Below are 17,471 nucleotides of genomic sequence, written 5' to 3'. Positions count from 1 at the left end.
CAAGGGGGTTGGCGCAGCGACACGAAGTGCGCGAAGACTGGGGGTTAGCTTTGCTGCAGTGCGGCGATGCGTTCTTCGATCGGCGGATGGGTGGCGAACAGCTTGCCGACCGCGCCGGTGATGCCCATCGCTTCCACGGCCTTGGGCAGTTCGCCGGCAGGCAGACCGCCGAGGCGGGCCAGCGCATTCATCATGGGCTGCTTGCGGCCCATGAGCTGCGCGGCGCCGGCATCGGCACGGAACTCCCGCTGGCGCGAGAACCAGGCCACCACGATGGCGGCGGCGAAGCCGAGCACGATGTCGAGCACGATGGTCGTCACCATGTAGCCGATGCCTGGGCCCGACGAGCGGTCGTCGCCGCGGCGCAGGAAGGAATCGACCGCGTAGCCGATCACGCGCGAGAGGAACACCACGAAGGTGTTCATCACGCCCTGGATCAGCGCCATCGTGACCATGTCGCCATTCGAGATGTGCGCGACCTCGTGGCCGATCACGGCTTCAACCTCTTCGCGCGTCATGCCCTGCAACAGGCCGGTGGACACCGCCACCAGCGACGAGTTCTTGAACGCGCCGGTGGCGAAGGCGTTGGGCTCGCCCTCGAAGATGCCGACTTCGGGCATGCCGATGCCGGCCTTGTCGGCGAAGTTGCGCACGGTCTGCACGATCCAGGCTTCGTCGGGCGTCTGGGGGTTGTCGATCATGCGCAGCCCGGCCGTCCACTTGGCCATCGGCTTGCTGATCAGGAGCGAGATGATCGCACCGCCGAAACCCATCACCAGCGCAAAGCCGAGCAGCGCCGTGAGGTTGAGGCCGTTGGCCGTGAGAAAGCGGTTGACGCCAAGCAGGCTGGCGACGACGCCGAGCACCGCCACTACCATGACGTTGGTCAGGACAAACAGAAGAATGCGTTTCAAGTTGATTTCTCCGTGGGGAAACGTTGGCGCGCAGTTGGGGGCCGGATGGCCCCCTTCAAGCTGTGCTTCGACGCGCAACCGTGTGGGTTGTTGTTCTACTCAGTGGATCGGCGCGGCCGAAAAACGTCCGAGTCATCATAAAAGCAAAAGTTCTGGTTGGCGGCCCACCAGCCGGGTATGCCGAGAACGGGAAGGGTCACAAAAGGCTTGGTCGAAAGATGGGCAGCATCGAGCGCGGCGGTGATCGCTGCGTCGTCGGCGGCGATCGATTTCGCAGCGTCCGGCGCCAGCAGGACATGCGCAGTGGCCGCTTTCCTCGGCGCAATCAGCTTCTCCAGCAGCGCATGGCCGAAAACCAGCAGGCGCGCCTGCTGCCACAGCGAACGCTCGGTGACGAAAAGCCGCTGCCAGTCGCGCGCGATCAGCGCCTGCCAGAGCGCCGGCGGCGCATCGAGCACGGCGCCGTTCTCGTCGAACAGCGTGAGCGCATCGCGCAGCGGGCCGCGCGTGGCGCCGATGCCGACGCGGGCGATCTCCGCCGCCTGCAACGCGTTGAGCCGACGCTTGGCCTGCGGAAAGCGCAGCCACACCAGTCCATTGAAGAAGTCGTGCAGGTTGTCGCGGGTGGGGACGGTGCCGGTGCGGTGGATGAAGGCTTCGTAGGCTTCGCCGGGCGGCAAGTGATGGTGTGAAGCAAAGCCCGGGTGACCCTGCCCGCGCTCGAATTTCAAAGCAGACGCTACGGGATTGCTTCTGGCGACAAATTCGACGCGCTGTCCGATTTCCCGGTATGAGTCGAACCAAGGCATGACCCAGTCAATTGGAGCCCAGTCCGGCGTCTGAACTTGCATGGGTCTACGGCTTGGCTGGCTTCTTCAGCAACTTGACTTGTTTTGGAGACCCTGTAGTGGGCAAGACCTTGAAATACGTCGGATGCTTGCGAAACATCTCGTGCAATGGTTTATTTCCCGTCTTGATGTTCTTGGCACTGAGTGGTGTTCCAAGTTGATTCAACTGCTTCACCGTATCAGGTCGCCACTCCGGCAACGCCGCAAGAATCCGGCGTACCGCGTCCACGTCTTCCGAAATCGGCTCGGATGTCAGTACTAGCGCGGCAATAGGTACAGCCACAGGTGGCCGCGCAACCGGCGCCACTGCAGGCATCGGTGACAGCGGAGGCTGCGTCACGGGCGAACCAGCAGCAATCGGGCTGCCAGCGACAGCCACTTCGTCATCGAAGAGAACTTGGTCATATACGCGACGTAGCGCATCCGCATCCGCCGCCAAGCGGTGCGCGAAACACTGAACGCGAATGCCAGCTTCCCGAAGTCGTACGGCAAGCGCTGCGAAGTCGGCGTCACTCGATGCAATGGCCACGGTCAAAGGCAACGCTTCGTCACGAAGGAGATCCATCGCATCTACGGTCAATGCGACGTCTGTTGTCCCCTTTCCAAGATTGACAAACGCTCGAACCGCATGTTTTCGCAAAACGTCTTTCATCGCGCCGAGCTTTTCGTGTCCGCCGTAGGCCCGGCGCACCAACAATGCTGCGCCTGTCTTCCGCAAATACTTGACCATCTCATCGGCAAACTGGCCGGAGATGTTGTCTGCATCAATAAGGAGCGCAATTTCGTTCTTCATAGTCACCCGAGGTCGAGCAGTCGGTCTACAAATGCGGTGTGCCTATGCAATGCTCAATTGGCCGACGCGCCCGTCCATCGAATGCGATCCGGATGCTGCAGCACCGCGAATTCGTCGGTGAGCTTGTCGAACAGCTTCAGCGAGCTGCCGTGCTTGCCGAGCAATCCCGCCGCACGCAGGGCCTGGGCGGCATCGTTGAGGGCGACCTCCTTGCCGGTGCGCAGCGCGGGCAAGGCCTGCAGGATGAACTCGGCCGCTTCGGAGGGCGGGTTGGGCTGGCGGGGAGTTGCGGTCTTGCGGGCCGTGGTCTTTGCAGCGGTCTTCTTGGCGGTCGGTGCGGTCTTGGCAGCGGCCGTCTTGGTTGCCGGCCTGGCGCGGGTTTTACGGGCCGGCGCCGGTGTCGCAGCGGCGGCCGGCCGGCTGCCGTGGTGTTCGAGGTCGGTGAACGCGTCGTACGCGCCCACCGTCTCCTCGCCCGTCTTGCCTTGCTGGCCGATGCCGCAGACGCGACAGCCCTTCTCGCGCAGGCGGATCACAAGCGGCGCGAAGTCGGAGTCGGACGACACCAGGTAGACGACCTGCGGGCGCTCGGCGATGGCCAGGTCGAGCGCGTCGACGGCGAGCGCGATGTCGGTGCTGTTCTTGCCCGCGGCGAGGTTGACCATCGGCCGCACCGACAGGCGCTTGAACAGCGACTGGTGCTTGAGCGCGACCTCGGCCGTGCAGTAGGCACGCCGCACATGCAGTGCGCCGTGTTCGGCCAGCACCTTGTGCACGGCCTGCTCCATCACATCGGCCGAGACGTTGTCGGCGTCGATCAGCAGCATCACCTTCGGTGTCGGGGCGTTCATGCGAGCCTCCAGTTCAGTGTTTCGCCACCGCGCAGCGGCTTCAGCAGGGCATCGCCGTACGGCACGGTCTCGGGCACCGTCCAGGCCTCGCGCTTGAGCGTGACGGTGTCGGTGGCGCGCGGCAGGCCGTAGAAATCGGGGCCGTGCAGGCTCGCGAAGCCTTCGAGCTTGTCGAGCGCGCCGGCGTTGTCGAAGGCCTCGGCATAAAGCTCGATGGCCGTCAGCGCGGTGTAGCAGCCGGCGCAGCCGGATGCGTGTTCCTTCAGGTGCGCCGCGTGCGGCGCGCTGTCGGTGCCGAGGAAGAAGCGGTCGCTGCCGCTCGTTGCCGCCTCGACCAGTGCGACGCGATGGGTTTCGCGCTTGAGCACCGGCAGGCAGTAGTAGTGCGGCCGGATGCCGCCGGTGAAGATCGCGTTGCGGTTGTAGAGCAGGTGGTGCGCCGTGATGGTGGCGGCGGTGAAGCGGCCGGCGTCGCGCACGTAGTGCACGCCCTCTTTCGTGGTCAGGTGCTCGAACACGATCTTGAGCTCGGGGAAGTCGCGCCGCAGCGGCACCATCACGCGGTCGACGAACACCGCCTCGCGGTCGAACAGGTCGATGGCCGGATCGGTCACCTCGCCATGCACCAGCAGCAGCAGGCCGTGCTTCTGCATGGCCTCGAGCGTCTTGTAGGTCTTGCGGACGTCGGTCACGCCGGCATCGCTGTTGGTGGTGGCACCCGCGGGGTAGAGCTTGAGGGCCCGCACGCCCGCCTCGGCGGCCAACGCGACCTCTTCGGGCGGCAGCCGGTCGGTGAGGTAGAGCGACATCACGGGCTCGAACTTCACGCCCGGTGGAACCGCTGCGAGGATGCGATCGCGGTAGTCCAGCGCCTGCTGCGCCGTGGTCACCGGCGGGCGCAGGTTGGGCATGATCAGCGCGCGGCCGAACTGGCGCGCCGAGTGCGGCACCACGGCTTCGAGCGCGGCGCCATCGCGCACATGGAGGTGCCAGTCGTCGGGGCGCAGGAGGGTCAGGGTATCTGTCATGGCTCGGGATTGTCCCATTCGCATGCCGGGAAACCGCGTCCGATCCTAGAATCGATAATCGATTCATACATATAAAAACAGATGGTCAGCAAGAAATCTGCGCCGGCGCGCCAGGTCGAGGACGATGCGGCGCCGGCCGACCCGCTCTTCAACCAGTCGCTCGAGAAGGGCCTGGCGGTGCTGCACGCCTTCGACGGCGCGCACCGGACGATGACGCTGGCCGAGGTGGCGGCGCGCGCCGGCATGAGCAAGGCCTCAGCGCAGCGCACGGTGCACACGCTGCAGGTGCTGGGCTACGTGGGCAAGCACGAGCAGACGCGCCGCTTCCAGCTGCGGCCCAAAATCATGGACATCGGCTTCAACTACCTCGCCAGCCATCCGCTGGTGCAGGTGGCGAACCCCTACCTTGCGCAACTCGCCAACGCCAGCGGCGAGACGGCAAGCCTGACCGAGCCGGTGGAACTGGACATGCTGTACGTGGCCCAGCGGGTCACGAGCCAGTTCATTCCGGTCTCGACCCCCGTGGGCATGCGGATTCCGATGTACTGCACCAGTTCGGGTCGCGCCTGGCTCAGTTCGCTGCCGACCGAAGAGGCCAGGGCCATGCTGCAGCGCTCCCGGCGCGTGGCGCGCACGCCGGCCACGCTGACCAACTTGAACGCCATCCTGGCGCGCGTCGCCGCCTGCCGCAAGCTCGGCTATGCGTACAACGCGGAGGAACTGTTCCTCGGGGACATGGGCATCGGCGCACCGATCGTCGACGGCAAGGGGCGCGCGCTCGGCGCGGTGCATGTGGCGCCGCCCACCAGCCGGTGGAGCCTGGAGGCTGCGCAAAAGAAGCTTGCACCGATGGTGATCGAGTGCGCGCGCGCCATCTCCAGCGCCATCTCGCACTGACGCCCCCTGCGCGCGCCTGTAAGCCGCGCAAATATATCGATTATCGATATCGATTTACCTTTAAACGATGCGGCCGAATGCAGAGATTGGCACAGCACTTGCTTTGCCAGAGCACAGATCCGTCCGAATTTGCAACCCATCTTTTAGAGGCCGCTCCATGATGAACCTGATGACGTCTTCCCAGCCTGCCAGGCAATTCTGGATCGGGCTTGTCGCCGCCTGTGCCGCCCTCGCCTGCGGCGGCGCCGCGGCCCAGGAAAAAACGCTGCGCATTGCCATGACCGCCGCGGACATTCCGCGCACGCTGGGCCAACCCGATCAGGGCTTCGAGGGCAACCGCTTCACCGGCATCCCGATCTACGACTCGCTCACGCAATGGGATCTGTCGAAGGCCGACGCCCCGAGCGTGCTGATCCCCGGTCTCGCGACCTCCTGGGCGGTGGACGCCAAGGACAAGACCAAGTGGACGTTCAAGCTGCGTCCCGGCGTCAAGTTCCACGATGGCTCGGCCTTCACGGCCGACGCCGTGGTCTGGAACGTGAACAAGGTGCTCGACAAGGAAGCGCCGCAGTTCGATCCGAGCCAGGTCGGCGTGACGGCCTCGCGCATGCCCACGCTCAGGAGCGCCCGCAAGATCGACGACATGACCGTCGAGCTGACGACCAGCGAGCCCGACGCGTTCCTGCCGATCAACCTCACCAACCTGTTCATGGCCTCGCCGGCGCAGTGGCAAAAGAAGTTCGAGGCCGCCGCCGGCGCGACTCCCGCCGACAAGGCCAAAGCCGCCTGGACGGCCTTCGCCGCCGACCCGGCCGGCTCGGGCCCGTTCAAGGTCACCCGCTTCGTGGCGCGCGAACGCCTCGAACTGGCAGCCAACAAGACCTACTGGGACGCGAAGCGCGTGCCGAAGATCGACAAGGTCGTGATGCTGCCGATGCCGGAAGCCAATGCGCGCACCGCTGCGCTGCTCGGTGGCCAGGTCGACTGGATCGAAGCGCCGGCGCCCGACGCCATGCCGCAGATCACGCAGCGCGGCTTCAAGATCTATTCGAACGCGCAACCGCACGTGTGGCCGTGGCAACTCTCCTTTGTCGAGGGCTCGCCCTGGCTCGACAAGCGCGTGCGCCAGGCCGCCAACCTGTGCATCGACCGCGGCGGCATGAAACAGTTGCTTGGCGGCATGATGGCCGAGCCCAAGGGCACCGTGCCACCCGGCCACCCGTGGTTCGGCAAGCCGACCTTCGACATCAAGTACGACGTGAAGGCGGCGCAGGCACTGATGACGCAGGCCGGCTACTCGGCCGCCAAGCCGATCAAGGTGAAGGTGCAGATCTCGGCTTCGGGCTCGGGCCAGATGCAGCCGCTGCCGATGAACGAGTTCGCGCAGCAGTCGCTCAAGCAATGCTTCTTCGACGTGCAGTTCGACGTGATCGAATGGAACACGCTGTTCACCAACTGGCGCAAGGGCGCAAAGGATCCGTCGGCCAACGGCGCCAACGCGACCAACGTGAGCTTCGCGGCGATGGATCCCTTCTTCGCGATGGTTCGCTTCGTGAGCACCAAGGCGTTCCCGCCGGTGTCGAACAACTGGGGCTACTACGGCAGCCCCGAGGTCGACAAGCTGGTGGCCGATGCGCGCACCAGCTTCGACGAAAAGGCCCGCGATGCCGCGCTGGCCAAGCTGCACGAGCACATCGTCGACGACGCGCCGTTCGTCTGGATCGCGCACGACGTGGGCCCGCGCGCGCTGTCGGCCAAGGTCAAGAACGTGGTGCAGCCGCGCAGCTGGTTCATCGACATCGCGACCATGACGATGGAGTGAATGAGCTCTCCCCCAAGCTTCGCGCACTTCGTGTCGCTGCGCCAACCCCCTCACCGGGGGCAACACCAGCGGCCCGGCGAAGCCGGTTCCGCGGTGTTCCCCGAAGGGGCTTCGCTGCGCTTGCCACGTCCCGATAACAAAGCGCCATGTTTGCCTACTTGATCCGCCGCATCATCTACGCCGTGCCGATCATGATCGGCGTGGCCCTCGTGTGCTTCCTGCTCGTGCACATCGCGCCGGGCGACCCGCTGGTGTCGATCCTGCCGCCCGATGCCTCGGCCGACCTGCAGGCACAGCTGCGCGAGCTCTACGGCTTCAACCGCTCGCTGCCCGAGCAGTTCGCGATGTGGGTGTGGCGCGCGATGCATGGCGATCTCGGCGTGTCGATTGCGAGCAACCGGCCGGTGGCCACCGAAGTGCTGACGGCGGTCGGCAACACATTGCGGCTCGCAGTGGTCGCGACCGTGATCGGCTTCGTGGTCGGCTGCCTGTTCGGCTTCGTCGCCGGCTACTTCCGCGGCTCCTGGCTCGACCGCTTCGCATCGATGCTCTCGGTGCTCGGCGTGAGCGTGCCGCACTACTGGCTCGGCATGGTGATGGTGATCGTGTTCTCGTCGCAGTTGATGCTGCTGCCGGCCACCGGCGCCGGGCCGGGTGGCTCGAGCGACTGGGCCTGGGACTGGGATCACATCCAGTTTCTGGTGCTGCCGGCGATCACGATGTCGGTGATTCCGATGGGCATCATCGCGCGCACCGTGCGCGCGCTGGTGGCCGACATCCTCGACCAGGAATTCATCGTCGGCCTGCGCGCCAAGGGACTCACGCACCTCGGCGTGTTCCGCCACATGGTGAAGAACGCGGCGCCCACCGCGCTGGCGGTGATGGGGCTGCAGTTGGGCTACCTGCTCGGCGGCTCGATCCTGATCGAAACCGTGTTCTCCTGGCCGGGCACCGGCTTCCTGCTGAACTCCGCGATCTTCCAGCGCGACCTGCCGTTGCTTCAGGGCACGATTCTTGTGCTGGCACTGTTCTTCGTGGTGCTGAACCTGCTGGTCGACGTGCTGCAAACCTTGCTCGACCCCCGCATTGCGAGGGCCTGACCCATGGCCACCCTGACTGCTTCTTCCGCCGCCGTCGACCTGAACCCGCTGCCGATGCAGCGCTCGCGCGGCTACTGGACGTCGGCCATGCTGCGCTTCACGCGCGACCCGGTCGCGATGGGCGCGGCCTTGGTAGTGCTGCTGCTGATCGGCCTGGCGGTGTTCGGCCCCTGGCTGGCGCCGGCCGATCCTTACGCCTCGTCGATGCTCAAGCGGCTTAAGCCAATTGGCACTGAAGGCCTCCCACTCGGCAGCGATGAACTGGGCCGCGACATGCTGTCGCGCCTGATCGTCGGTGCGCGGCTGTCGCTCTTCATCGGCATCACGCCGGTGGTCTGCGCCTTCGTGTTCGGTGCGGTGATCGGCATCGTGGCTGGCTATGCAGGCGGCATCGTCAACACGCTGATCATGCGCACGATCGACGTGTTCTATGCATTCCCGTCAGTGCTGCTGGCCATTGCGCTGTCGGGCGTGCTCGGTGCGGGCGTCTTCAACTCGCTGATCTCGCTGACCATCGTGTTCATCCCGCAGATCGCGCGGGTGGCCGAAAGCGTGACCACGCAGGTGCGCAGCCGCGACTATGTGGAAGCAGCGCGTGCCTCTGGCGCCAATGCCTTCACGATCGTGCGTGTGCACGTGCTCGGCAACGTGCTCGGGCCGGTCTTCGTGTATGCCACCAGCCTGATCGCGGTGTCGATGATCCTGGCATCGGGCCTGTCCTTCCTCGGCCTCGGCGTGAAGCCGCCCGAACCCGAGTGGGGCCTGATGCTCAACACGCTGCGCACCGCGATCTACGTGCAGCCCTGGGTGGCGGCGCTGCCGGGGGCGATGATCTTCATTACATCGATTTCCTTCAACATCCTCTCCGACGGTCTGCGCTCGGCGATGGACAACAAGGGTTAGGGATGGGAACTCGTTTTTCCGTGTTCCGCGTTGCGCGTTCAGGGCCTTGTTCGGGGCGCTGTTGTTCGGGGCGCGCTCCCGCCGACGGGGTACCTTGCTCCGCGAATGTCCCCCGGCCTTCGGCCTCCTCCTTTATTTCGCTGCGCAAGGCACCCCATCGACGTGATCGTTGTTCAGAGCGGTCGTTGATCGGCGGTACACCAGCGCTGTGTCCTCGTGCACAGGGCGTCGGGTACTCCCCGCAGCGAAATAAAGGAGGAGGCGAAGCCGGGGGACATTCGCGGAGGGGAGTACCCGGCGGCCTGTGCACGCACCCCGAACAAGCGCGCCCCGAACAAAAGCACCCTGAACAAGAGCACCCCGAACAAGTGCACCCAGCGATGCAACGCGGTGTCAACCGAAGGAGCATGACCGCATGGATGCACTGAATGACATTGGCGGCCCGGCGCAGCCGCTGCTCACGGTGCGCGGCCTGCAGAAGCACTTCCCTCTCAAGAAGGATCCGCTGGGCCGCGGCGGCGGCGTGGTGCGCGCCGTGGACGGCGTCGACTTCGAGGTGCTCAAGGGCGAAACGCTCGGCGTGGTCGGCGAATCGGGCTGCGGCAAGTCGACCACGGCGCGCCTCCTCATGCAGCTGATCGCGCCGACCGCCGGCGAGGTGGTGTTCGACGGCCGCGCGGTCGGCAGCCGCGACCTGCCGCTGAAGGAGTTCCGGCGCCAGGTGCAAATGGTGTTCCAGGACAGCTACGCCTCGTTGAACCCGCGCCTCACGATCGAGGACTCTGTCGCGTTCGGGCCGCAGGTGCATGGCGTGCCGAAGAAGGAATCGATCGCCCGTGCGCGCGACCTGCTGGTGCGCGTGGGGCTGGAGCCGCAGCGCTTTGCCGAACGCTATCCGCACGAGCTGTCGGGCGGGCAGCGCCAGCGCGTGAACATCGCGCGCGCGCTCGCACTGCAGCCGCGTATGGTGATCCTCGACGAGGCCGTGTCGGCGCTCGACAAGTCGGTGGAGGCGCAGGTGATCAACCTGTTGCTGGACCTCAAGGCCGAGTTCGGCCTCACCTACGTCTTCATCAGCCACGACCTGAACGTGGTGCGCTACATGAGCGACCGCGTGATGGTGATGTACCTGGGACAGGTCTCGGAGATCGGCCCGTCCGATGCGCTCTACGAATCGCCCGCGCATCCCTACACGCGCGCACTGCTGTCGTCGATGCCCTCGATGGATCCGGATCACCGTACCGAAGAAGCCGCACTGGCCGGCGACCCACCCAACCCGATCAACCCGCCCTCGGGCTGCCGCTTTCACCCGCGCTGCGCGATGGCCGCACCGGTCTGCAGCGAACGTGTGCCGGCGCGCGTGCTCGCGGGCGCCACGCAGGCGGTCAGCTGCCTGATGTACGAACCCGGCAGCGGCCACCCGAATGCACTGCCGCTCGAGAAGGCCGCCTGAGCATGAACACGACGAACCCCGCCGAACCGATGGTCAGCCTGCGCGACCTCAGCGTCACCTTCACCGGGGGCCGCAAGCCGGTGCATGCGGTCAGCGGCGTGAGCCTCGACGTGCAGCGCGGCGAGGTGGTGGCGCTGATCGGCGAATCGGGCTCTGGCAAGAGCGTGACCCTGCGCACCATGCTGCGCCTGCACCCCGAGCGCCGCACGCGCATGGGCGGCCAGGTGCGCGTGGCCGGGCGCGATGTGCTGGCGATGTCGCAGCGCGACATCATCGACTTCCGCGGCAAGGTCGCGTCGATGATCTTCCAGGAGCCGCTGCTGGCGCTCGACCCGGTGTACTCGGTCGGTGCGCAGATCGTGGAATCGATCCGCCGGCACGAGCCCGTGTCGGCCGCCGAGGCGCAGCAGCGTGCGCTCGAACTGTTCGAGCGCGTGCGCATTCCGAGCCCAGAGCGGCGCCTTGCCGCCTACCCGCACGAGATGTCGGGCGGCATGCGCCAACGCGCAATGATCGCGCTGGCGTTGGCCTGCAGGCCGCAACTGCTGCTGGCCGACGAGCCGACCACCGCGCTCGATGCCACCGTGCAGATCCAGATCCTGTTGCTGCTGCGCGAGCTGCAGCGCGATCTCGGCCTCTCGGTGGTGTTCGTCACGCACGACATCGGCGCCGCGGTCGAGGTGGCCGATCGCATCGCCGTGATGTATGCGGGCCGCATCGTCGAGGAAGGCACCACGCGCGAGCTCATCCGCTCGCCGCGCCATCCGTACACCATCGCGCTGCTCAAGAGCCGCGCCCATGGCGCGATGGCGCGCGGCACGCGGCTCGAGACCATCGGCGGCGCACCACCGGATCTCTCGGCGCTGCCGCCGGGCTGCGCCTTTGCCGAGCGCTGCACGCTCGCCACCGACGCCTGCCGCGCGGCGCAGCCGCCCGCCATCGAACTCGCGCCGAACCACCGTGCGCGCTGCATCCGGATCGACGCCGCGGCGGCCATCGCGCCGACCGTCGTCGCCTGACCTTCCCCCCACCGCACCATGCCCTTGCACGACCCCGCCCACGCCTTCGTTCCCTACCCCGATGTGCCGGTGCCGCGTGCCGCGACCGGCCCGCTGGCCGACCTGAGTTTCGGAGTGAAGGATTTGTACGACGTGGCCGGCTACCCGACCGGCGGCGGCAGCCCGTTCCTGCTCGCGATGTCGGGCATCAAGACCACCACCGCGCCGGCGGTGCAGAGGCTGCTGGACGCCGGCGCGCGCTTCGTCGGCAAGACCGTGACCGACGAGCTCGCGTTCTCGATGAACGGCAACAACGCGCACTTCGGCGCGCCGGTCAACGGCGCAGCGAAAGACCGCATCACGGGCGGTAGCTCGTCGGGCTCGGCCTCGGCCGTGTCGTCGGGCCTGTGCGACTTCGCGCTCGGCAGCGACACCGGCGGCTCGGTGCGCGCGCCGGCAAACCACTGCAACCTGTACGGCCTGCGGCCGACGCACGGCCGCATCAGCCTCGCGGGCGTGCTCGACCTGGCGCCGAGCCTCGACACCTGCGGCTGGTTCACGCGCGACGTCGGCACCTTTGCGCGCGTGGCCGACGTGCTGCTTGGCGCTGATGCGTCGCTGCTGCCGGCCCCGGTGCGGCTGCTGTGGCCCGAGGACATCTGGGCGATGCTCGACGCCCCCGTTGCCGCAGCCTTGAAAGGCGCCGCCGACCAGGTGCAGGCGGTGCTGGGCACGGCCAGTCCGGTGAAAGCGATCGCGCTCGGCGACTGGGACGCGATGTACTGGAACTTCCGCTACGTGCAGGCGCGCGAAGCCTGGCTCACCGACGGCCCGCTGATCGAGCGCTACGCACCGCCGCTCGGCCCTGGTGTGGCAGAACGCTTTGCCTGGTCGCGCGACGTGACAGACGCGCAGGTGAATGGCGCCCGTGCTTTCCGCGCGAAGTTTCGCGAACAGCTCGCCGCATTGCTCGGCCACGATGGCGTGCTGCTGATGCCCACCATGCCCGACATCGCACCGCTGCGCGCCGCGCCCGAAAGCAGCCTGGAGGACTACCGCAACAAGGCCATCCGCATGCTCTGCGTGGCCGGGCTGAGCGGCTTTCCGCAACTGTCGATGCCGCTCGCACAGCGCGATGGCGCGCCGCTGGGCATCTCGCTGCTCGGGCCTGCGGGTTCGGATCGGTCGCTGGTCGGGCTGGCGGAACGCATCGCCGCCTGACCCGCACCCGCCTTCACGCAGCGACGCCGGCCTGATCCAGCATCGCGTGCAGCAGCACGTTGCAGCCGGCGGCCAGGTGTTCGGGCCGGGCGTCTTCGATCTCGTTGTGCGAGATGCCGTCCTTGCAGGGCACGAAGATCATCGCGGCCGGCGCGACGCGCGCGACGTACACCGCGTCGTGGCCCGCGCCGCTCACGATGTCCAGGTGCGGCAGACCCGCGCGCGCGGCGCCCTCGCGCACCGCGCTCACCAGCGCCTCGGCAAAACGCACGGGCGGGAAATACACGGTCTGCTCGATCGTCACGCCGAGGCCGCCCTGCGCCTGCAGCGCGGCACACGCCTCACGGATGCGTGTATCCATGCGGTTCAAGCCCTCGTCGTCGGCATGGCGCAGGTCGACCGTGAAGGTCACGCGACCCGGAATCACGTTGCGCGAATTGGGGTGCACATGCACGTAGCCCACGGTGCCGCGCCCATCCGGCTGCTCGTCCATCGCGATGCGGTTCACCATCTGCATCAGGCCGGTGGCGCCCTGCAGCGCGTCGCGCCGCAGCTTCATCGGGGTCGGGCCGGCATGCGCTTCCTGCCCGGTCACGACCACGTCGTACCAGCGCTGGCCGAGCGCGCCGGTCACCACGCCGAGCGGGATGTCGGCATCTTCGAGCACGGGGCCCTGTTCGATGTGAGCCTCGAAGTACGCGCCGAAGACCGGTGCGCCGGACGCTACCGAGGCCGGTGATTCGCCCGCGAAGCCGATGCTGCGCAGGGCTGCGTCGACGGTGATGCCGTCGCGGTCGGCGGCTGTCAGGGCATGGTCGAGCGTGAACGCACCGGCATAGACGCCCGAGCCCATCATGACCGGCACAAAGCGCGAGCCCTCCTCGTTGGTCCAGACGCAGACCTCGAGCGGCGCTTCGGTCCGGATGCCGGCGTCGTTCAGGGTGCGCAGCACTTCGAGGCCGGCCAGCACGCCGTAGTTGCCATCGAACTTGCCGCCGGTGGGCTGGGTGTCGATGTGGCTGCCGGTGGCCACGGCCGGCAGCGCCGGGTTCTGCCCCGGCCTGCGCGCAAAGAGGTTGCCGATGGCGTCGATGCGCACGCTGCAACCGGCCTCTTCGACCCAGCGCACGAACAGTTCGCGGCCCTGGCGATCCAGGTCGGTCAAGGCCAGACGGCACACGCCGCCCTTGTCAGTGGCACCGATGCGGGCCAGTTCCATCAGCGAGGCCCAGAGACGTTGCGGGTCGATGGCGAGGTCGGCAAGGCTGGCGGCCGGACGCGGGGGCGTGAGAGTGGTGGTCATGGGGATTCGGCAGCAGAAAGCGTGCCCGTCCATCGTACGGCGATGGCCTGTCGCACAGGGCAGCCGGTCAAGGTAAGCCCTATGGGCCGGAAAAGTCACAGCCGTTACGATTCGGCGCCGCACGTACTACTGGCGGGCGCGGCGCCTCGTCAACACTTTGCCTCCCCGATGTCCTCCTCCCCCGAGTCCGGCCCCGTGCTGGACGCCGCCAGCCCGCTGCCCCCCGAAATCAAAGCCACCGACGAACAGGCCCGCGTGCCGCTCGCCATCGAAGACTGGGCCACCGTGGTCATCATGGGTCTGCTGGCCTGCATCACCTTTGCCAACGTGCTAGTGCGCTACTTCACCGACTCGTCGTTCGCATGGACGGAGGAGTTCTCGGTGTTCCTCATGATCCTGCTGGCCATGGTGGCCGGCTCGGCCGCGGTGGCGCGCGACCGGCACATCCGCATCGAATACTTTTCCGAAAGCGGTTCGATGGCGCGGCGCAAGCGGCTGTCGCAATTCGGCGCGGTGCTGGTGGCGGCGCTGTTCTTCCTGATGGCCGGCCTGAGCGTGCGGATGGTCTGGGACGACTACAAGTTCGACGAGACTTCGCCGGGCATCGGCGTGCCGCAGTGGTGGTATTCGATCTGGCTGCCGATCGTGTCGACCGCGATTGCATTGCGCGCCTGCGGCCTGTTCGTGCGACGCGGAAGACGCGACGACCGGGGCGCCGAATGATCGCCACCCTGCTCTTCGTCGCCTTCGTGCTGCTGATGCTGGTCGGCGTGCCGATCGGCGCAGCGCTTGGCCTGGCGGGCGCCGCCTGCATCGCGCTGGCCAATGCCGATGCGCAATGGTTCGGCCTGCTGGCCGTGCCGCAGAACTTCTACGCCGGGCTCGGCAAGTACCCGCTGCTCGCGATCCCCATGTTCGTGCTGGTCGGCTCGATCTTCGACCGCTCCGGCGTGGCGCTGCGCCTCGTCAATTTTGCGATCTCGGTGGTCGGGCGCGGCCCCGGCATGCTGCCGATGGTGGCGATCCTGGTGGCGATGTTCCTGGGCGGCATCTCCGGCTCGGGCCCGGCCAACGCTGCCGCGGTCGGCGCGGTGATGATCGCGGCCATGTCGCGCGCCGGCTACCCGCCCGCGTTCTCGGCCAGCGTGGTTGGCGCCGCGGCGGCCACCGACATCCTGATTCCGCCGTCGGTGGCGTTCATCGTGTATTCGGTGCTGGTGCCCGGTGCTTCGGTGCCGGCGCTGTTCGCGGCCGGCATGATTCCCGGCATCCTGGCCGGGCTGGCGCTGATCGTGCCGGCCGTGTGGATGTCGCGCTCGCACAAGATGGGCGCGCTCGAAGCGACCCTGCCGCGGCCGGCCTTCTGGAAGAGTTTTCGCGAAGCAACCTGGGGCCTGGCAGCCCCGGTGCTCATTCTGGGCGGCATGCGGGCCGGCTGGTTCACGCCGACCGAAGCGGCCGTGGTCGCCGTGTTCTACGGGCTGTTCGTCGGCATGGTGATCTACCGCACGATCAAGGTGCGCGACCTGTTCGTGATCCTGCGCGAATCGGGCGAGTTGTCGGCGGTGATCCTGCTGGTGGTGTCGCTGGCGGGGATCTTTGCCTACTCGCTCTCGACGCTGGGCGTCATCGATCCGGTGGCCAATGCGATCGTGAACTCGGGCCTCGGCGAATACGGCGTGCTGTCGCTGCTGATCGTGATGCTGATCACCGTCGGTATGTTCCTCGACGGTGTCTCGATCTTCCTGATCTTCGTGCCGCTGCTGTGGCCGATCGTGCAGTTCTACAAGTGGGATCCGGTCTGGTTCGGCGTGATCCTGACGCTCAAGGTGGCACTGGGGCAGTTCACCCCGCCGCTGGCCGTCAACCTGATGGTGTCTTGCCGCATCGCCAACGTGCGCATGGAAGAAACCGTGCGCTGGGTCGGCTGGATGCTGTTTGCGATGTTCCTCGTGATGGTGGCCGTGATCGTCTGGCCCCAGCTCGCTCTCTGGCTTCCCGCCAAACTCGGTTATTGATTTTTCCAAGGAGACAACCATGAAATTCCGCCGCACGCTGCTCGGCCTTGCCGCCGTCGCTACCGCGCTTGCCACCTTTTCGGTCGCCGCGCCCGCCCAGACCGCCTACAAGGCCGAGTACAAGATGTCGCTGGTGCTCGGGCCGACGACGCCCTGGGGCCAGGCCGGCAAGCTCTGGGCGGACACGGTGAAGGAGCGCACGCAAGGCCGCATCAACATCAAGCTCTACCCGGGCGTGTCGCTGATCCAGGGCGACCAGACGCGCGAGTTCAGCGCGCTGCGCCAGGGCGTGATCGACATGGCCGTGGGCTCGACCATCAACTGGTCGCCGCAAGTGAAGCAGCTCAACCTGTTCTCCATGCCCTTCCTGATGCCGGACTACGCGGCGATCGACGCGCTGACGCAGGGCGAAGTCGGCAAGGAAATCTTCGCCACCATCGACCGCGCCGGCGTGGTGCCGCTCGCCTGGGGCGAGAACGGATACCGCGAGCTCACCAATTCCAAGAAGGCGATCAAGTCGCCCGAAGACCTGAAGGGTATGAAGATTCGCGTGGTCGGCTCGCCGCTGTTCGCCGACCTCTTCACCGCGCTCGGCGCCAACCCGACGCAGATGAGCTGGGCCGATGCGCAGCCCGCGCTCGCCAGTGGCGCGGTCGACGGCCAGGAGAATCCGCTGTTCCTGTTCACCGTGCTGAAGATGCACAACGTGGGCCAGAAGTTCGTGACCACCTGGGGCTACGTGGCCGATCCGCTGATCTTCGTGGTCAACAAGGAAATCTGGCTTTCGTGGACGCCGGCCGACCAGGCCATCGTGAAGCAGGCCGCGATCGACGCCGGCAAGCAGGAAATCGCGCTGGCCCGCAAGGGCCTGGTCGAAGCCGACAAGCCCGTGCTGAAAGACATCGCGGGAATGGGCGTGACCGTGACGCAGCTGACGCCGGCCGAGCGCGAGGCCTTCGTGAAAGCGACCCGGCCGGTTTATGCGAAGTGGAAAACCACTGTGGGCGCTGACCTGGTGAACAAGGCCGAGAAGGCGGTGGCGGCACGCAAGCAGTAGGCCGTTCTCACCTGAAAACAGCCCCGCACAGCGGGGCTTTTTCTTGCCTTTTTTACTGGTCTTCGACGACTCGGGCATCGCCGAAGAGTGGTGGTGCGCGATCAGCCATTGGCCGTTCACCCACTCGTAGACATGCGTGTAGCGGGCATCCACCTTCTTTCCGTCCTTGAACCTCGTCGGCGCCTTATCTCGGTCGTCAGTTAGCAGTCAGTGCCATTTAGAAACACTTGTAACCATGAACTCCTGCGCCCCGCCCGCTTCGGCG

Annotated in this window: 16 protein-coding genes and 1 pseudogene; 10 read left to right on the top strand and 7 right to left on the bottom strand. The window is 66.7% G+C overall.

Annotated features, from left to right (window positions below):
* Positions 1–44: 44 nt before the first annotated feature.
* The 5 genes from htpX to pyrC all read right to left on the bottom strand — a co-directional run bounded on the left by htpX (position 45) and on the right by pyrC (position 4,434).
* Complete coding sequence (gene htpX / locus ACSFA8_RS01695) at positions 45–914, bottom strand: protease HtpX (RefSeq protein WP_435477793.1); 870 nt, start codon at positions 912–914, stop codon at positions 45–47.
* Between the two features lie 95 nt (positions 915–1,009).
* A complete protein-coding gene (locus ACSFA8_RS01690; RefSeq protein ID WP_435477792.1) occupies positions 1,010–1,765 on the bottom strand; it encodes a DUF3025 domain-containing protein in 756 nt (251 codons plus the stop codon).
* A gap of 4 nt (positions 1,766–1,769) precedes the next feature.
* Positions 1,770–2,555: an NYN domain-containing protein gene (locus ACSFA8_RS01685; protein WP_435477791.1), complete on the bottom strand. Its 786-nt coding sequence runs from the start codon at positions 2,553–2,555 to the stop codon at positions 1,770–1,772.
* Positions 2,556–2,608: 53 nt separating this feature from the next.
* Positions 2,609–3,406, bottom strand: coding sequence for an NYN domain-containing protein (locus tag ACSFA8_RS01680; RefSeq protein ID WP_435477790.1), 798 nt, complete (start codon positions 3,404–3,406; stop codon positions 2,609–2,611).
* Positions 3,403–4,434: a dihydroorotase gene (pyrC, locus tag ACSFA8_RS01675; protein WP_435477789.1), complete on the bottom strand. Its 1,032-nt coding sequence runs from the start codon at positions 4,432–4,434 to the stop codon at positions 3,403–3,405. Before pyrC ends, ACSFA8_RS01680 begins: the two co-directional genes overlap by 4 nt.
* Positions 4,435–4,515: 81 nt before the next feature.
* Between pyrC and ACSFA8_RS01670 the strand changes: the two genes are divergently transcribed.
* From ACSFA8_RS01670 to ACSFA8_RS01640, 7 genes are all read left to right on the top strand, one after another.
* A complete protein-coding gene (locus ACSFA8_RS01670; RefSeq protein WP_435477788.1) occupies positions 4,516–5,331 on the top strand; it encodes an IclR family transcriptional regulator in 816 nt (271 codons plus the stop codon).
* Positions 5,332–5,500: 169 nt separating this feature from the next.
* Positions 5,501–7,153: an ABC transporter substrate-binding protein gene (locus ACSFA8_RS01665; RefSeq protein WP_435477787.1), complete on the top strand. Its 1,653-nt coding sequence runs from the start codon at positions 5,501–5,503 to the stop codon at positions 7,151–7,153.
* A gap of 146 nt (positions 7,154–7,299) precedes the next feature.
* The gene (locus tag ACSFA8_RS01660) at positions 7,300–8,253 is read left to right on the top strand and encodes an ABC transporter permease (protein ID WP_435477786.1); all 954 of its coding nucleotides are present in this window, start codon (positions 7,300–7,302) and stop codon (positions 8,251–8,253) included.
* Between the two features lie 3 nt (positions 8,254–8,256).
* A complete protein-coding gene (locus tag ACSFA8_RS01655; RefSeq protein ID WP_435477785.1) occupies positions 8,257–9,156 on the top strand; it encodes an ABC transporter permease in 900 nt (299 codons plus the stop codon).
* 415 nt (positions 9,157–9,571) lie between these two features.
* Complete coding sequence (locus ACSFA8_RS01650) at positions 9,572–10,609, top strand: ABC transporter ATP-binding protein (protein ID WP_435477784.1); 1,038 nt, start codon at positions 9,572–9,574, stop codon at positions 10,607–10,609.
* A 29-nt stretch (positions 10,610–10,638) separates the two neighbouring features.
* A complete protein-coding gene (locus tag ACSFA8_RS01645) occupies positions 10,639–11,628 on the top strand; it encodes an ABC transporter ATP-binding protein (RefSeq protein WP_435478434.1) in 990 nt (329 codons plus the stop codon).
* Positions 11,629–11,646: 18 nt separating this feature from the next.
* Positions 11,647–12,828 (top strand): amidase, encoded by a 1,182-nt coding sequence (locus ACSFA8_RS01640; RefSeq protein ID WP_435477783.1) that lies wholly within the window; start codon positions 11,647–11,649, stop codon positions 12,826–12,828.
* A gap of 13 nt (positions 12,829–12,841) precedes the next feature.
* Here the strand turns inward: ACSFA8_RS01640 and ACSFA8_RS01635 are convergent, their stop codons facing one another.
* Positions 12,842–14,131, bottom strand: a complete 1,290-nt coding sequence (locus ACSFA8_RS01635) for a Zn-dependent hydrolase (protein ID WP_435477782.1) — start codon at positions 14,129–14,131, stop codon at positions 12,842–12,844.
* 168 nt (positions 14,132–14,299) lie between these two features.
* On the opposite strand from ACSFA8_RS01635, the gene ACSFA8_RS01630 reads away from it, so the two are divergent.
* The 3 genes from ACSFA8_RS01630 to ACSFA8_RS01620 are packed head-to-tail and all read left to right on the top strand — an operon-like array spanning position 14,300 to position 17,206.
* Entirely contained in the window at positions 14,300–14,854 is a 555-nt protein-coding gene (locus ACSFA8_RS01630) for a TRAP transporter small permease (RefSeq protein WP_435477781.1), read from the top strand.
* Positions 14,851–16,149, top strand: coding sequence for a TRAP transporter large permease (locus ACSFA8_RS01625; protein ID WP_435477780.1), 1,299 nt, complete (start codon positions 14,851–14,853; stop codon positions 16,147–16,149). The genes ACSFA8_RS01630 and ACSFA8_RS01625 overlap by 4 nt, the downstream gene beginning before the upstream one ends.
* Positions 16,150–16,168: 19 nt before the next feature.
* A complete protein-coding gene (locus ACSFA8_RS01620) occupies positions 16,169–17,206 on the top strand; it encodes a DctP family TRAP transporter solute-binding subunit (protein ID WP_435477779.1) in 1,038 nt (345 codons plus the stop codon).
* A gap of 69 nt (positions 17,207–17,275) precedes the next feature.
* On the opposite strand, the pseudogene ACSFA8_RS01615 reads toward ACSFA8_RS01620, so the two are convergent.
* A pseudogene (locus ACSFA8_RS01615) lies at positions 17,276–17,380 on the bottom strand (DUF4440 domain-containing protein); the annotation flags it as partial.
* Positions 17,381–17,471: the final 91 nt, after the last annotated feature.

It is taken from the genome of Variovorax nitratireducens (assembly GCF_051216545.1).
GTDB lineage: Bacteria > Pseudomonadota > Gammaproteobacteria > Burkholderiales > Burkholderiaceae_C > Variovorax.
This window is presented reverse-complemented; position numbering and strand designations above follow the sequence as displayed.